The organism is Methanoculleus receptaculi, assembly GCF_033472595.1.
GTDB lineage: Archaea > Halobacteriota > Methanomicrobia > Methanomicrobiales > Methanoculleaceae > Methanoculleus > Methanoculleus receptaculi.
Map to the genome: position 1 here is coordinate 1,953,170 of NZ_CP137642.1, position 13,606 is coordinate 1,966,775.

Consider the following 13,606-nt stretch of genomic DNA (forward strand, 5'->3'; position numbering starts at 1 on the left):
TTCATGGAACTGAGGGCCGGTCCTACACAGGACGAAGTCATGGCGGTCTCGCTTGCAAAACTCGGCATCCGGCCGGGCGACCGGGTGGTCGATGTGGGCTGCGGGACAGGAAAAGTTTCCATCGCTGCATCGAAGACGGCTGAAACTGTCTATGCGATCGACCGCCGGGCTGAGGCGATCGCCTGCGCCCGGCAGGAGGCCGCCGCCGCCGGCGCCGGGAATATTGAGTTCTTCGAGGGCGATGCGGTGGACGTCCTTCCTGATCTCGGGCGGCTCGACGCCGCATTTGTCGGCGGGTCGCGCCGCCTCCCGGAGGTGCTCGATACCCTGGCGCGGATGGTGCGGGGGAGGATCGTCGTGAACGCGGTTATGGTCGGGACGCTTCACGAGGCCATAGTTAGCATGCAGCGTCTCGGGATCTTTATCGAGGCCGTTCATATCCAGGTCTCTAGATCGGCCGGTATAGCCGGCGGGGTGATGTTCAAACCGCTGAACCCGGTCTACATCATCGTGGGGGGTGCGGGATGCTCGTAGGCGTGGGGCTCGGCCCGGGCGACCCGGAACTCCTGACTCTGCGGGCGGTCAGGCTCCTTCGAGAGGCAAAAGCCGTGTTTGTCCCGGGCAAACTGGCCTGCGACCTGGTCAGGCCGTACCGGGCCGATGCGGTCGTCCTTAAATTCCCTATGACGAACGATGAGGGCTACATCCGGAGGTGTCTTGAGGAGAACGCCGACCGGATTGCGCCTCACGCCATGGAGGGGCTTGCGGTATTCGGGATCCTTGGCGACCCGAACTTCTACTCGACATTCTCCCGGCTCGCCGGGGTGATCGCAGAGCGCCACCCGGGAGTCTCGTTTGCGACCGAACCCGGGGTCAGTTCCATCACGGCGTTTGCATCGGTGGCAAACGTCCCGGTCTCCGGGCGGGTTCTGGTCTCTGACGGGAACGGAGAGGAGTCAAGGGTCATCATGAAGGTCCGGCGGCCGGCGGCGCTTGCGGCTGACCTGAGAGAGGAGGGGTTCTCGGAGTTTGTGCTGGTGGAACGGATGTTCATGCCGGAAGAACGGGTCTACCGCGGGGACGAACTTCCCGAGGAGAGCGACTACTTCTCGATCCTCTTTGCGAGGCGGTCGCATGAATAAGGTCTACATAGTTGGCGCGGGGCCGGGAGCGCCCGACCTGATCACCGTCAGGGGTATGGATCTGCTCCGGAAAGCGGACGTCCTGATATACGCGGGCTCTCTTGTGAACCCGGCGCTTGTTGAGGAGTCGGGGGCGGCGCTGAAACTTGACAGCCAGAATATGAAACTTGATGAGATAGTCGGCGCGATCGAGGAGCACATCCGCGCCGGGGAACTCGTGGTCAGGCTCCATTCCGGCGATCCGTCGCTCTACGGCGCGATAGTCGAGCAGATGGCCGAACTTGAGCGCCGGGGGATCGAGGCCGAGATCGTGCCCGGGGTCTCATCGCTCTTTGCGGCCTCGGCGGCGCTCAGGACGCAGTTTACCCTTCGCGATGTCTCCGAGAGCCTGGTCATCACCCGGCCGGCGGGGGCGACGCTTGAACGTGACCTGATCCCGGAGTTCTCCAGGCTCGGCCAGACTATGGTGGTCTTTCTCGGGACGGAACGGATGGAGGATGTCCTCGCCCGGGTCGAGTGCCCACCCGATACACCGGCGGCGGTTGTCTACCACGCATCCTGGCCTGACGAGAAGGTTGTCCTGGGGACTGTGGCCGATATCGCCGGGAAGGCCCGTGCTGCCGGGATCGAGCGGACGGCGCTGATAATCATCGGCAGGGTGGTGGACCCGGCAAGATCAGGGTTCAGGAGGTCGGTCCTCTACTCATGACCGGGACTGTCGTGGTCGCTCTCGACCGGTTCCTGCCTTCCGCCCGGAGGATCGCCGAGACGCTCGGTGCCGACCTGGTCGCCTACACATCCGGGGTCTTCGCGGATCTCTTCGGCCGATACGACCGGATTGTCGCCCTGATGTCTGCCGGGATAGCCGTCAGGGGGGTGGCGCCGCTCTTGGTCGAGAAGTGGCGCGACCCTGCGGTGGTGGTTGTGAGCCCCGACCTACGTTACGCCGTCCCGATCGTCGGGGGGCATCACGGCGGAAACGACCTTGCGCGGGAACTTGCCGGGATCGGGATCACGCCGGTGATCACGACCGCGACCGAGACACAGGGCCGGGACTCTGTCGAGGGTATTGCCGCGCGGTCGGGCTGCGATATCGTGAACCGCGACTCCACCAGGGCGGTGAACGCTGCGATGCTCGATTCGGATCTGCCGCTCTACGCCATCAGGGGCCCCGCTATCGTCGTTGCGGGGCCGGGAGTCTCCATCCTCGTCCGGAAGGGGGACTACGTTGTTGGTATTGGTTGCCGGAAGGGCGCTGCGGCAGGCGCTGTCGCCGGAGCGCTGCGGCAGGCGCTGGAGCAGGCCGGGATCGCGCCTGAAGACGTATTTATCTATGCAACCACCGCAAAGAAACGGGGGGAGGCGGGTCTGCGTGATGCTGTTGCGGAACTCGGGGGCAACCTGGTCTATTTAGACGACGATACCCTGAACGCCCAGAGAGCCCCATCCCCCTCCCGCGCCCAGTTGATCGGGCTGGCCGGGGTTGCAGAACCGGCGGCTCTTGCGATCTCGAAGCGAAAAGAACTGGTTCTTGCCAAACAGACCTATGGATGTGTCACCGTTGCAATCGCACGATAAAAGAGGCAAGTTATACATAGTCGGCACGGGTCCCGGCGACCTGCTGCACATAACCCCCCGGGCTCTGAAAGCCCTGGCCGAGGCCGAGTGTGTCATCGGTAACGGCATCTACCTTGACCTGGTGATGCCGGTGATCGCGGGCAAAGAGGTCATCCGTAGCAGCATGGGCCGGGAGGTCGAGCGGGCCTCGCGTGCGCTCGACCTTGCACGTGACCGCACGATCGCGATGGTGAGCGGCGGCGATGCCGGGGTATACGGGATGGCAGGCATAGTCCTGGAGGTGGCCGAAAGTTCGGGCTCGACGGTCGAGATCGAGGTCATCCCCGGGATCACGGCCGCTCTCTCGGCAGCGGCACGACTCGGTTCGCCGTTGTCCGGGGACTACGTGACGATTAGCCTCTCGGATCTCCTGACGCCGCTGGAGGAGATCGAGCGGAGGCTCGACCTTGCGTTCCAGATGGGGGTGCCGGTCGTCCTCTACAACCCTCGTTCCAGGGGACGGCCGCACAACCTGGAAACGGCGATCGGGATCGCCCGCCGGCACCTCCCGGACGAGACGCCGGTCGGGGTGGTCAGGAACGCCTACCGGGATGGGGAGGAGCGGCTTATCACGACGCTCGGGGAGTTTAACGAGCACATCTCATTTGTGGATATGCACTCGATCGTATTTGTCGGCGGAGAGGAGACAAGGATCTGGAGGAATGAGACTGATGAGAGAGGGATCATCACCCCGAGGGGATACCACCGGAAGTACGTATACTGACCTTGCGGCGGTCACCCCGGAGGCTTACGCGATAGCAAGCGCGAGCAGGAGCCTGGCGCGGGAACAGCTGGGGAATGCCACGCCCGAGGACAGGATCCGGCAGCGGTGCTCGATCGCGGTCGGAGACTTTGCAATGGCCGATCTGATGCGGTTCTCCGGCGGCCCGGTCGAGGCCGGGGTCGCCGCGCTTGAACGCCGGGCGCCTATAATCGTCGATATCCGGATGGTACAGGCAGGGGTATTGAGACGGGGGCATTCAAGCGAGATCATCTGCGCCCTTGACCACGGGGAGGAGATCGCGATGGAGCGCGGGATCACCCGGACGTCGGCGGGGTTCCTTGCCCTGCGCGACCGCCTGGAAGGCTCGATCGTTGTCATAGGGAACGCTCCCTCGGCGCTTCTCGTCGTCTGCGGGATGATACGGGGGGGTGTCCACCCGGCGCTGGTCATCGGGACGCCGGTGGGGTTTGTTAACGCTGCGGAGTCAAAAGAGGAGCTCCGGGCGCTTGGTACTATCCCCTCGGTCTCGAACATCGGCACCCGCGGCGGGACGCCGGTAGCGGTTGCGGCGGTAAACGAGATCATCACGATCTATGCCGAGCGTGAAGGTCATGCGGGATCCGGTCACTGGGTTTGAGTATCCGAATGAGTGGGTCGCGGCCTGCCGCTCTCCGGAACTCCTCGACGACGTGCAGCGTGGTCTTGCGGTTCTGACAGCCTCGGGGCTGGTTCTCCGTCGGGGGTTCTCGACCGGGACGACTGCCGCCGCGGCCTGCAAGGCAGCGGTTCTCTCGCTTGCCCTCGGTACCGTGAAGGAGGTGGAGGTCAGACTGCCATGCGGCATCGCCGTCAGGCTCCCGGTGGACGCCTGCCGCGGTCAGGCGTCGTGCCGGAAGGACGCGGGGGACTACACCGCGGACGTGACCGCGGGGCTTGAGTTCGTCGCGACGGCGGCACCCTCTCTCAATGATGGAGCACACTTCGTCCCGGGGGAGGGGATAGGGAGTTTCGCCCGCGACACCCCACGCCATCGCCAGGGGACGCCCGCGATCAGCGCCCCGGCGCTTGAGTGTATCCAGCGCTCGATCGACGAGGCGATGGAGGAGACCGGGTTATCCGGGGCGACGATCATCCTCACCGTCCCGCGGGGTGCTGAGGTGGCGCAGAAGACACTGAACCCGAAGGTCGGGGTGCACGCCGGGATATCGGTGCTCGGGACGACGGGGCTTGTGGAACCCTGGGACGACCACGTGACGGAGGGGGTTCTCGACCGGATTGCACGCTCTGCTGCGGTGGTGCTGACGACCGGACGGCTCGGGCTGCGATACTCCCGGCTCCTCTTCCCGGAACGCGAGGCTATCCTGGTCGGGAACCATCTTGATGAAGCGCTCCAGGCTGCCGCGGGCGGTGATCCGATCGTCTGCGGGTTGCCGGGCCTGATCCTGAGGTTCATGAACCCGCAGATCCTTGAGGGAACGGGCTGTGCGACGGTGGAGGAACTGATGGCGACCGCCGGGGGGGAGGTGGTGCTCCGCCGCGAACTTGAGGCGTTCCGGTCGCGGTATCCCGGTGTCAGGGTCGTGATCGTCGACCGCGGTGGCCGGGTTCTCGGGGAGTCGCCATGAAGATAATCGGTGTTGGCTGCGGTCCCGGGATGCTGACAGCGGAGGCTGTGAGGGTTCTTAAGGATGCGTCGGTTGTCTATGGCTCCGCGAGGGCGATCGCGCTTGCCCGTGACGCCATCCCGCCGGGGTGTGAGGTGCACGGGATCACGGATTACCGGAGCCTGCGCTCGCTCCCCCGCGATGCGGTCGTCCTCTCGACGGGCGACCCGATGCTTGCGGGGCTCGGGCCGCTCCTGGAGGGTGATGTCGTTCCCGGGATCTCATCGCTGCAGGTTGCGTTTGCGAGGCTAAGACTCCCGCTCGCGAGGGTGGCGGTTGTCCGGGCCCACGGGAATGACCATGACCACGCCGTCGCCAGCGCCATTGAAGAGATAGAGAGGGGCCGGGTCGTCTTCATCATAACCGACCCTGCCTTTGAGGTCAGTGCGCTTGCGGCTCTCCTCCCCCCGGCAGCCCGGGTCGCCGTCTGCGAGGACCTGGGTTACCCGACGGAGCGGATCGCTACCGGAACGGCGGCAGAGCCGCCGTCGCCACGCGGGGATCTCTTCGTGGTGGTGGCCTGGGAGGATGAGGCGGCGCCCTGAGAGGCCCGTTCATCAACGCTGCTGCCTGTAGACTCTCCCACCGCCGGTCACGACACCCTCTTTCCTGAGCATCTTCTCGATCGCCCACCGGCCCCGGCCGAGTTCTTCCGCGAGCGTCTCGACCGCTCTCTTCTTCGTCCCTCCAGACTCGATGACCTCGCTGAACCGGGAGACCAGCGTCTCGCGTTCCGCATCCGACCAGGGCCTGCCCTGGTTTCTGGGCGCCCCGGTCTCCGGTCTCCTCAGCGTCGGCAGCAGGCATCCCGGCCGGATCGCCCGGGTCTCCTCGATCATGCGCTCGAAGATCTCTTCTGAGACCTCAAACCCGGTCACCCGCCGGTTGAGACCTATGGCAGCCTTTGCGGTCGAGAACCCGCCCAGGAACATATCGCAGACCAGGTCACCCTCGTTGCTGCTGTACTGGATCATCTTTGTGAGGAGTTGGGCCGGGAGTTCGTTCTTGTTCTTTGCCCGGCCGGGTTTGTAGTCGCGGTTGATGCACCAGACGTCCTCGCGGTCACTGTAGTTCAGCGACCGGTTATCCGGCCCGCGTTCCAGAGCGCCGTAACGCGACTCTAGGTTAAAAGTCCTCTCTCCACCCGGTTTTTCGTAGAAGAGGATGTGGTAGTGGGAGGAGATGTACTTCCGGCTGGTGTAGACTCCGAAGTTGTAGCGCCAGATGATGTGGTTGACCTCACGAAGATGCGTCCCCCGGAGAGCGTGGAGGATGTGGTAGAGGTTTGTGTAGCCCGAGACTATGTATATAGAGCCCCCGGGTCTTAGTATACGTTCAGCCTCAGCGATCCATCTACAGCTGAACTCACCGTAGTCGGCTGCGGCGACCTCGACATAACCGTCGATGACAAACCTCTCGTCCCGGTTGTAGTGACGGTGCAGCCGGCCGCCGTTGATACCGTAGGGCGGGTCGGTGATGATCAGGTCGATCGAGTCGTCGGGTATGTGTGCAGCGGCCCCGCTGATGCAGTCACCGTTGTAGAAGGTGTTGCCGCAGACCTCCTCCGACCTCATGCATATCCCCGGTGTACCGGGTTTGACCCTCCATCGCGATAAGATACTCGGATGGTGGGGAGGGGGCTATTGATGTCATGTGGAGGGATTCACCCTCCACACAACACAAACCCTCCCCTCACCACCACCTTGCCTTACTTTTGCGCTCTCTCAACCGTTTTTTGCGCAGCCTCAGGGCCACCACGGCGGCAATGATCGTGACAAGTATGGCGGCCAGTAGACCCAGGCCCAGGGCGTTGTTCACGCGGTATATATCGAGGAGGAGATCAGCGCCAAGAGCGATCAGGAGGCTGGATAAAAACGATCCCGTGCAGACACAGAGAAAGACCTGTGCCTTCTCCAGCCCCAGCAACCTGCCAAGGAGCGAGCCGTTTGTCGACCCGGTGCCCTGGAAGGGAAAGAAAACAACGAGGATAAGCCCGATCGTCGAGAAACGCCTGACCCATGGCCGTGCCTCAAAGAATTCCCGGCCTGCCCTCATACCGCTCTCAATCAACCGGCCGATGAGCGGAATCTTCAGCGCCAGATCGAAGTTCCAGACGATGAAGAGCGATACCGCTGCATCCACCATGAAGATGGCAAACGTGACAAGCCACCAGGGGTAACCCACCATTATCGCGATAGGGATGATCGACTCCTTTCCCGCAGGAGGGATGAAGTAGGCGGCAAGCAGCCCCGAGAGGTTGAGGAAATCCTGGTATGGCAGGAGGAGGTAGAGGATCGCAAAAAGTATAATCCCGATCCCGAAAGGGAGGAGGAACTTTATGGGACCGGCAATGTAGCGATTCTCGAGGATGGTCCTCCACCATACCCGCTGCGATACACCCGTTGCATCATCCATGATTCGCCCCTCGATCCCGCACGGGAAGGCTTCCCCATTACATCTGGAGGCTCCCTGTTAATACATTACCCATAGATGGATCCAGCATCTTCAAGTCCGCGGAACGCAAGGATAGGTAGCATGACCTCTCCTCCTGCCACCCGATCGCCCCGCAACCTCCCGCTCGTCGAGGCAGGGAGCCGGGAGAGCGCCCTCTGCACAATCGCGAACGTCGCGGCCGCTCTTGAGACGCTGCGAGAGGTGCGAAAACACGTCCGCGGCGACCACAAGCGCCGCCTCGACGATGTAGCGGTGATCCTCCGCGTAATCGCGTTCGACACCCAGGCAACCTACGCGATCACCGATGACGAGGCGCGTGAGTTCATCAGGAACTGCCGCCCGGTGTGAGATCGCCGGGCAGCACCGGATCGGTGAGGATGCGGGCAAAACGTTCCCACCGGTCAGTGCCACTCCCCACATACTCCCGGACGAGCCGGCAACCCCCGAAGATCGCCACCGGGTATCCCCGGAACTCCTCGATGAACCGGAGCCGGGCCTCTGCCCCCTCCCGGTCAAGGAGCAGGACGTCCTGGAGGAACCTGCACGCCTCCTCCCGCGAGAGGAGGCTGGCGAGATACCCCCGGGTGATGCGGGCGTTCCCCGCAACTTCCAGGGCGGCGGCCGCGCCGGCAACGGTATCCAGGAGACCTGCGTCCGCCGGGTCAAACCCCGCCAGCGGAAAGAGAACCTCCTCGTAGAACCGCACGCGTTCGCGGTCAGGAAAGATCATCTCCTCACCATAGAGGGCGGCACCCTCAGCAACCGTCGTGAACGGTGATGCCAGCGGAATGACCGAGTGCTCGATCCAGCCCCGGACACGGACGAGCGCCGCCTCCCGGATCGCCCGGATCGTGTGGCGGCCAGGGTAGCCCTGGCGGCAGGCGTGAGAGAGCACCCGATCGATGGTGAATGGGGTGGTGGTGCTCACCCCGACCAGGCTTCTCCCGCCCCCCTGATAGCGGCTGCAGCCCTCCCCGCTGAGAGCGGCAACCTCAAGATGCTCTCCTGCCGGGAGCGGCAGGTGTTCCGCTGTCCGCCGGCGGCTTTCGGCAAACGCTGCTGCAAAGACCGTTTCCAGCCGGTCGGCCGGGACAAGGAACGACTCCATAAAACCCCGGTAACGGGAGGCAAGGTCCCCCGTGCCGGGTAGATGGGAATCAAGCGTTGTGTGAAGTCCCCCGTAGTAATCCGGATCGTCCTCCGGTGCCGCGATGCCAAAGAGTGATCTAACCTCGGCATCGAAGTCGGGGCGCTTCCCCGCCAGGATCGCGGCACGGGACTCAAGCGCCCGGATCATCCCCTGGAGATAGGCGCGGCGCCTCCTCCACGGATCGTCCAGGTGCCCGGGTTCGATCCGATCAAGGGTCGCAAGGAGGTCTGCGGCGTAACCGGCGACTCGATCCGGCGGGACGCTGACCGTGAGCGCCTCCTCTCGCACCGCCTCCGGCCCGAAATAAGTCTCCACAAAATTCGGATCGTGTTTCCCCAGCCAGAGCACGCATTTGACGTAGAATCGCGCGACAGCATCCATATCTGCGGCGTTCTCTCCTGTGTATGTTGAAGGCTCCATCCACCACTCCCGGAGACTTATGGGCTCCGGGGCTACTTAACACCGCCGTGAGGCTCCATCTCCTTGCAGAGGGTTTAACCTCCCACGCGCCAACCTCAGGGGTGATGAACGAACCGCTCCGCAAGGCTGTCCACCTCATCTTTGGTCTTGCTATCGCCTGCTTCATCCTCTTCTCGGAGCGCAAACTCGCCCTCTACGCCCTTGTAATCGCCCTTTTTCTGGGTTTCATCCTCTCCGATGCCCTCTCCCGGGGCTACACCATCCCTGGCGTCTCAAAGATCATCGCGACCCTGGAGCGCCGGGATGTCCTCCCGGGGAAAGGAGCACTCTTCTTTGCTCTCGGTGCGCTCTTCTCTCTGACTTTCTTTCCAAAGGAGGTCACCTTCATCGGCCTCGTGGTGCTCGCGCTCCTCGACAGCGTCACCACCCTCGTCGGCCTCAGGTTTGGCAGGACGCGGATCTACAACCACAAATCCATCGAGGCCACACTCGCAGGGTTTGCGGCGACGACCGCCGCCCTCCTCTTCCTCATACCGGCCCACGCAGCCATCCTCACATCTGCAGCCGCAGCGTTTGCCGAACTCGTAAGCCCCGTGGACGACAACCTGATCGTGCCGGCCGTCGTCTGCATCGTCCTCACGGTGCTGTTTTAGGGACGCTCTTCCCGGAGCCCCCCTGCCCCTCTATCTCAGGATCTCCGCTGGCGTGGGAGTGGTGGTCGCACTCTGGACAGGTGGCGAAGACACCACAGGCTGAGCAGTCCTCGCCGGTGCAGGGCTGGACGCGGATCGTGACGTTTGTCCTCGGAAACTCCTGCCGTATGTCGTCCTCCAAGTGTTTCACTCCAGCGGGATAGGGTTTGTGTCCCGGCAGGAGGGGCCAGAGTTCTTTTCCTCTCAGTCGAGCGTGAGGATGACAAGCGAGTTCGTCCCCCTGCCACCAGGGGAGACACCTTCCGTCAGGACCACGCGTTCACCGGGCGCTACCAGTCCCGATTCCCTGATCATATCCAGGATCGCACGATGCCGGTAGTCTTTCTCGCTCTTGACCAGGAACGGGCAAACCCCGCAGGAGAACGCCAGGAACCTGAAGGTCTCAGGGCTCCGGGTGAAGGCCAGGATCCATGCCGCCGGTTTGAACCGGGATATGCTGCGTGGCGTCGTACCGCTGCGGGTTGGTGTGAGGACGTAACGGATACCGAGCGCATCCAGCGCCTGGATGACGTTAAGCGAGACCACATCGTTGACCGTGATCCTCTCCCGTTCCATCCCCTGCCGGAAGTGCTCCAGGGTGGCAGACCCCGTCCCGATAACCTGGCGGCTGGCCTCGGTTGAACGGGCTATCTTTGCCATCATCGCGACCGTCTCGACGGGATGGTTCCCGATGGAGGTCTCTTCCGAGAGCATGACGGCATCCGTGCCGTCCAGGATGGCGTTTGCGACATCGGTGACCTCTGCCCGGGTTGGCCGGATGTTCTCGGTCATCGACATCAGCATCTGGGTTGCGGTGATCACCGGCCGGCCCAGGATGTTGGCCTTAAGGATGATCCGTTTCTGCACGATGGGGACATCCTCGATGGGCGTCTGGATACCCAGGTCTCCACGGGCGATCATGACACCGTCGGTCTCCTGGAGGATGGCATCGATATTCGCGAGCGCCTCCGCCCGCTCGATCTTTGCGATCACATGGATGGACTTCCCGAACCGCGCTGCATGCTCCCGCGCCCTCCGTATATCCTCCGCCCGCCGGACAAAAGATATGCCAAAGACATCGAGCCCCTCGGAGAGCCCGAACTCGATGCACTCAAGGTCACGCGGTGTTGGGGCGCTGACCGCAAGGACGCTCTCACCACCTATAACGCTCACACCCTTCCTGGATAGCAGCGGCCCGCCGAGAACCACCCTGGCCATGACCTCCCGCTCCCGGGCCTCCTCGACCTGCACCTGCAGGAACCCGTCGCCCAGGTAGATGGTGCTCCCCGGTGAGACCATCTGCGGAAACTGCTCAAAATCGACCGGGATCGTGAAAGGATCGTCTGATGCAGCGGCGGGCACCAGGGTGACGCTCTCGCCCTTCTGGAGGATCATGGGCTCCTCTGCGAGGGCTCCAACCCGGATCTTTGGCCCCGGCAGGTCAATCAGGATCGTGACAGGCAAACCGGTCTCCTCCGAGGCCGCCCGGATGTTACGGATGTTCTCTCTGTGCTCCTCGAACGTTCCGTGGGCAAGGTTGAGCCGGGCAACGTTCATACCGGCCTGGATCATCCGGACAAGCACCTCGCACGACCGGGAAGCGGGCCCGATGGTCGAGACTATCTTTGTCCTGTGGTCAGGGAGGGTTATCCGTCTCCCCCCAGAACCTGGGGCTGTATTGTATATCATTGAGTAGTCTTCGGGCAGCGCTGCCGGATTAACCTTCCCCCGGGGGATGGGTTCTGGAAATACCGTCAGGAGGAGATCCGTCCTCCAATGGCACCGTGGCGCCCTTTATGTTCCTCCACCGGGATAACCGGGATCTTCTGGCCGCTCTCGGCGCTGTACTCCGCTATGCGCCGTTTGACATGTTCTACCATTCCACCGCTTGTGATGATGAGCGAGTCCTCCCCGATCAGGGCTTTCAGGATGCACCGGTCGATAACACCGTAGGTGTAGTCAGGGTAGATCCGCTCGCGGCCGGCAAACTCCTTTGCACGTGTCCCCATGGCGCCGACATGTTCCACGGCCCCGGACTCTATAAACCGCCGCAGTTCATCGCCGCATACCCTCTCGGCGTCGCAGAGGTAGACATCGCCCACCCGTTCCCCTGTCCGGATGTGGCCGTGGAGGATCCGCTCGATCCTGTCGGTGAACTCGAGCACGCTCTTTGGGGGAGCGTCCCGGTCGATGATGCCCCGGAAAGCAAGCTCGTTGTAGAGGTCGAGCAGGGCCGGGGGTTTCAACCTTGCCGCCGCCAGGAGACCGGGGTCGGAGAAGACCTCCTCTGGCGACCCCCGTGCAAGGATCCTCCCCCTCTCCATCAGTATTGCTGAGTCAGCCCAGCGGTAGGCGAGTTCGACGTCGTGGGTGGATATGAGCACCGTCCGGCCGCTGGAAGCGAGTTCGTCGAGGAGTTCCATCACCTCCTCAGCGCTTGCGGGGTCAAGGGTGTTCGTCGGTTCGTCAAAGACAAGGACGTCCGGCTCCATCGCCAGGATGCCCGCGATTGCAACCCGCTTCTTCTCCCCGCCGGAGAGGTGGTGGGGCGGGCGTCTCTCGTATCCCTGGAGACCGACGTAGCCGAGAGCGTCCCGCACCGCCTTCCGGACAGCATCCGGAGGAAGACCAAGGTTCAGCGGCCCGAAGGCCACGTCCGCCTCCACCGTCGGTGCGATGATCTGGAGATCGGGGTTCTGGAAGACAAACCCGACCCGGCGCCGGAGGTCGCGGAGGCTCCGGTTGTCGTAGGCGATCGGTCGGCCGGCGAACCGGATCTCTCCCCTGTCCGGCCGGAGCATACCGTTGAACATCAGGAGGAGTGTTGACTTGCCGGCGCCGTTAGGGCCGACGATAGCGGTCTTTGACCCGGCCTCGATCCGGAGGCTCACGCCGGCGAGGGCGGCAGGGCCGTTCGGGTAGGTGTAGGTGAGATTCTCGGTCTCGATGAGTGTTCTCATAGTATCCGCAGACCCCCGGTTGTGAGCGATACCCAGAGCACCGCCCCGAGGTATGCCAGGGCCAGCGCGAGCGATAGACCCGAGACTGTCTGGCTCTCCTCGGGGACGGCCAGCACCCCATCGTAGCAGCGGGCGTCCATCGCCATAACCAGGGCTTCCCCGCTCTCCCAGGTCCGGATGAACAGCGCTCCGGCAAGCATCCCGAGAGAGTTCACCGACTCCCTGAACCGGCCATACCCGAGCCGCATCACCTGCGAGCGGTAGATCTCGCCGGCCTCATCGATGAGTATGAAGATGAACCGGTAGGTCAGCATGGCCAGATCGATGAGAACGGTGGGCACCCGGAGGCGATGGAGCAGATCGAAGACCTCGGTCATCGGTGTCGTGAGCGCGATGAAGTAGAGCGAGCACATCCCCCCGAAGACCCTTGCAAGGACCAGGATGGCGAGGTTTGCGCCGTCCGTTGTGACCGCGAGCGGGAGGCCGGGAACCTCGATGAGGACCGTCCCGCTCCCGGTGACGAAGAGGATGACGATGATGCCCATAACCGCAAACGAGACCGGGATGAGGAGAAGTCTGGCGTAGAACCGTGCAGGTATCTTTGCAAGAAGAAGGATGGCGGCGCTCATCGAGGCCGCGACCAGCAGGGGGGCGATCGGGCCCGACGATGAGACGCAGAGGAGGATGCTCGCGACCCCCAGTAACAACTTGAGCCACGGGGCTGTCTCCCGGAGTCCGTTTCCGCGGGCGAGGTCTTCGAGCATCTCGTGCATACTATCTCAT

The 13,606-nt window shown here is 63.4% G+C and carries 17 protein-coding genes; 10 read left to right on the forward strand and 7 right to left on the reverse strand.

What is annotated here, in order from left to right:
- Positions 1–3 precede the first annotated feature (3 nt).
- The 8 genes from cbiT to R6Y96_RS10245 are packed head-to-tail and all read left to right on the forward strand — an operon-like array spanning position 4 to position 5,692.
- Positions 4–534: a precorrin-6Y C5,15-methyltransferase (decarboxylating) subunit CbiT gene (gene cbiT / locus R6Y96_RS10210; protein ID WP_318621348.1), complete on the forward strand. Its 531-nt coding sequence runs from the start codon at positions 4–6 to the stop codon at positions 532–534.
- Positions 525–1,142 carry a cobalt-factor II C(20)-methyltransferase gene (locus tag R6Y96_RS10215; RefSeq protein WP_214023452.1) on the forward strand — a complete coding sequence of 206 codons (618 nt, stop codon included), beginning with the start codon at positions 525–527 and terminating at the stop codon, positions 1,140–1,142. The genes cbiT and R6Y96_RS10215 overlap by 10 nt, the downstream gene beginning before the upstream one ends.
- The gene (locus R6Y96_RS10220) at positions 1,135–1,851 is read left to right on the forward strand and encodes a cobalt-precorrin-4/precorrin-4 C(11)-methyltransferase (RefSeq protein WP_318621350.1); all 717 of its coding nucleotides are present in this window, start codon (positions 1,135–1,137) and stop codon (positions 1,849–1,851) included. The genes R6Y96_RS10215 and R6Y96_RS10220 overlap by 8 nt, the downstream gene beginning before the upstream one ends.
- Complete coding sequence (gene cbiG / locus R6Y96_RS10225) at positions 1,848–2,720, forward strand: cobalt-precorrin 5A hydrolase (protein WP_318621352.1); 873 nt, start codon at positions 1,848–1,850, stop codon at positions 2,718–2,720. Before R6Y96_RS10220 ends, cbiG begins: the two co-directional genes overlap by 4 nt.
- Positions 2,689–3,483, forward strand: coding sequence for a precorrin-3B C(17)-methyltransferase (gene cobJ / locus R6Y96_RS10230; protein WP_318621353.1), 795 nt, complete (start codon positions 2,689–2,691; stop codon positions 3,481–3,483). Before cbiG ends, cobJ begins: the two co-directional genes overlap by 32 nt.
- Complete coding sequence (locus tag R6Y96_RS10235; protein ID WP_318621354.1) at positions 3,431–4,120, forward strand: precorrin-8X methylmutase; 690 nt, start codon at positions 3,431–3,433, stop codon at positions 4,118–4,120. Before cobJ ends, R6Y96_RS10235 begins: the two co-directional genes overlap by 53 nt.
- Positions 4,095–5,108: a cobalt-precorrin-5B (C(1))-methyltransferase gene (locus tag R6Y96_RS10240; protein ID WP_318622524.1), complete on the forward strand. Its 1,014-nt coding sequence runs from the start codon at positions 4,095–4,097 to the stop codon at positions 5,106–5,108. Before R6Y96_RS10235 ends, R6Y96_RS10240 begins: the two co-directional genes overlap by 26 nt.
- Positions 5,105–5,692 carry a cobalt-precorrin-7 (C(5))-methyltransferase gene (locus tag R6Y96_RS10245; protein WP_318621356.1) on the forward strand — a complete coding sequence of 196 codons (588 nt, stop codon included), beginning with the start codon at positions 5,105–5,107 and terminating at the stop codon, positions 5,690–5,692. The genes R6Y96_RS10240 and R6Y96_RS10245 overlap by 4 nt, the downstream gene beginning before the upstream one ends.
- Before the next feature lie 12 nt (positions 5,693–5,704).
- Here R6Y96_RS10245 and R6Y96_RS10250 read toward each other — a convergent pair whose 3' ends face one another.
- The gene (locus tag R6Y96_RS10250) at positions 5,705–6,721 is read right to left on the reverse strand and encodes a DNA-methyltransferase (RefSeq protein ID WP_318621357.1); all 1,017 of its coding nucleotides are present in this window, start codon (positions 6,719–6,721) and stop codon (positions 5,705–5,707) included.
- A 118-nt stretch (positions 6,722–6,839) separates the two neighbouring features.
- Complete coding sequence (locus R6Y96_RS10255) at positions 6,840–7,562, reverse strand: small multi-drug export protein (protein WP_318621358.1); 723 nt, start codon at positions 7,560–7,562, stop codon at positions 6,840–6,842.
- 120 nt (positions 7,563–7,682) lie between these two features.
- Here R6Y96_RS10255 and R6Y96_RS10260 point away from each other — a divergent pair, with 120 nt between their 5' ends.
- The gene (locus tag R6Y96_RS10260) at positions 7,683–7,949 is read left to right on the forward strand and encodes a hypothetical protein (RefSeq protein WP_318621359.1); all 267 of its coding nucleotides are present in this window, start codon (positions 7,683–7,685) and stop codon (positions 7,947–7,949) included.
- Here the strand turns inward: R6Y96_RS10260 and R6Y96_RS10265 are convergent.
- The gene (locus R6Y96_RS10265; protein WP_318621360.1) at positions 7,927–9,171 is read right to left on the reverse strand and encodes a hypothetical protein; all 1,245 of its coding nucleotides are present in this window, start codon (positions 9,169–9,171) and stop codon (positions 7,927–7,929) included. The two genes, R6Y96_RS10260 and R6Y96_RS10265, sit on opposite strands and share 23 nt — an antisense overlap.
- A 104-nt stretch (positions 9,172–9,275) precedes the next feature.
- Here R6Y96_RS10265 and R6Y96_RS10270 point away from each other — a divergent pair, with 104 nt between their 5' ends.
- Positions 9,276–9,824: a diacylglycerol/polyprenol kinase family protein gene (locus R6Y96_RS10270; protein ID WP_318621361.1), complete on the forward strand. Its 549-nt coding sequence runs from the start codon at positions 9,276–9,278 to the stop codon at positions 9,822–9,824.
- On the opposite strand, the gene R6Y96_RS10275 is transcribed toward R6Y96_RS10270, so the two are convergent.
- The 4 genes from R6Y96_RS10275 to cbiQ form a co-directional block, all read right to left on the reverse strand.
- On the reverse strand, positions 9,808–10,005 hold the full coding sequence (locus tag R6Y96_RS10275) for a hypothetical protein (RefSeq protein ID WP_318621363.1): 198 nt from the start codon (positions 10,003–10,005) through the stop codon (positions 9,808–9,810). The genes R6Y96_RS10270 and R6Y96_RS10275 overlap by 17 nt on opposite strands.
- Before the next feature lie 62 nt (positions 10,006–10,067).
- On the reverse strand, positions 10,068–11,552 hold the full coding sequence (pyk, locus tag R6Y96_RS10280; protein WP_318621365.1) for a pyruvate kinase: 1,485 nt from the start codon (positions 11,550–11,552) through the stop codon (positions 10,068–10,070).
- 65 nt (positions 11,553–11,617) lie between these two features.
- Entirely contained in the window at positions 11,618–12,823 is a 1,206-nt protein-coding gene (locus R6Y96_RS10285) for an energy-coupling factor ABC transporter ATP-binding protein (RefSeq protein WP_318621367.1), read from the reverse strand.
- The gene (gene cbiQ / locus R6Y96_RS10290) at positions 12,820–13,596 is read right to left on the reverse strand and encodes a cobalt ECF transporter T component CbiQ (RefSeq protein ID WP_318621369.1); all 777 of its coding nucleotides are present in this window, start codon (positions 13,594–13,596) and stop codon (positions 12,820–12,822) included. Before cbiQ ends, R6Y96_RS10285 begins: the two co-directional genes overlap by 4 nt.
- Positions 13,597–13,606 lie beyond the last annotated feature (10 nt).

Bases quoted from the DNA above. Each gene is read 5' to 3' on its own strand.
- cbiT (WP_318621348.1), top strand. From the start codon at position 4: ATGGAACTGAGGGCCGGTCCTACACAGGACGAAGTCATGGCGGTCTCG.
- R6Y96_RS10215 (WP_214023452.1), top strand. From the start codon at position 525: ATGCTCGTAGGCGTGGGGCTCGGCCCGGGCGACCCGGAACTCCTGACT.
- R6Y96_RS10220 (WP_318621350.1), top strand. From the start codon at position 1,135: ATGAATAAGGTCTACATAGTTGGCGCGGGGCCGGGAGCGCCCGACCTG.
- cbiG (WP_318621352.1), top strand. From the start codon at position 1,848: ATGACCGGGACTGTCGTGGTCGCTCTCGACCGGTTCCTGCCTTCCGCC.
- cobJ (WP_318621353.1), top strand. From the start codon at position 2,689: ATGGATGTGTCACCGTTGCAATCGCACGATAAAAGAGGCAAGTTATAC.
- R6Y96_RS10235 (WP_318621354.1), top strand. From the start codon at position 3,431: ATGAGAGAGGGATCATCACCCCGAGGGGATACCACCGGAAGTACGTAT.
- R6Y96_RS10240 (WP_318622524.1), top strand. From the start codon at position 4,095: ATGCGGGATCCGGTCACTGGGTTTGAGTATCCGAATGAGTGGGTCGCG.
- R6Y96_RS10245 (WP_318621356.1), top strand. From the start codon at position 5,105: ATGAAGATAATCGGTGTTGGCTGCGGTCCCGGGATGCTGACAGCGGAG.
- R6Y96_RS10250 (WP_318621357.1), bottom strand. From the start codon at position 6,721: ATGAGGTCGGAGGAGGTCTGCGGCAACACCTTCTACAACGGTGACTGC.
- R6Y96_RS10255 (WP_318621358.1), bottom strand. From the start codon at position 7,562: ATGGATGATGCAACGGGTGTATCGCAGCGGGTATGGTGGAGGACCATC.
- R6Y96_RS10260 (WP_318621359.1), top strand. From the start codon at position 7,683: ATGACCTCTCCTCCTGCCACCCGATCGCCCCGCAACCTCCCGCTCGTC.
- R6Y96_RS10265 (WP_318621360.1), bottom strand. From the start codon at position 9,171: ATGGAGCCTTCAACATACACAGGAGAGAACGCCGCAGATATGGATGCT.
- R6Y96_RS10270 (WP_318621361.1), top strand. From the start codon at position 9,276: ATGAACGAACCGCTCCGCAAGGCTGTCCACCTCATCTTTGGTCTTGCT.
- pyk (WP_318621365.1), bottom strand. From the start codon at position 11,552: ATGATATACAATACAGCCCCAGGTTCTGGGGGGAGACGGATAACCCTC.
- R6Y96_RS10285 (WP_318621367.1), bottom strand. From the start codon at position 12,823: ATGAGAACACTCATCGAGACCGAGAATCTCACCTACACCTACCCGAAC.
- cbiQ (WP_318621369.1), bottom strand. From the start codon at position 13,596: ATGCACGAGATGCTCGAAGACCTCGCCCGCGGAAACGGACTCCGGGAG.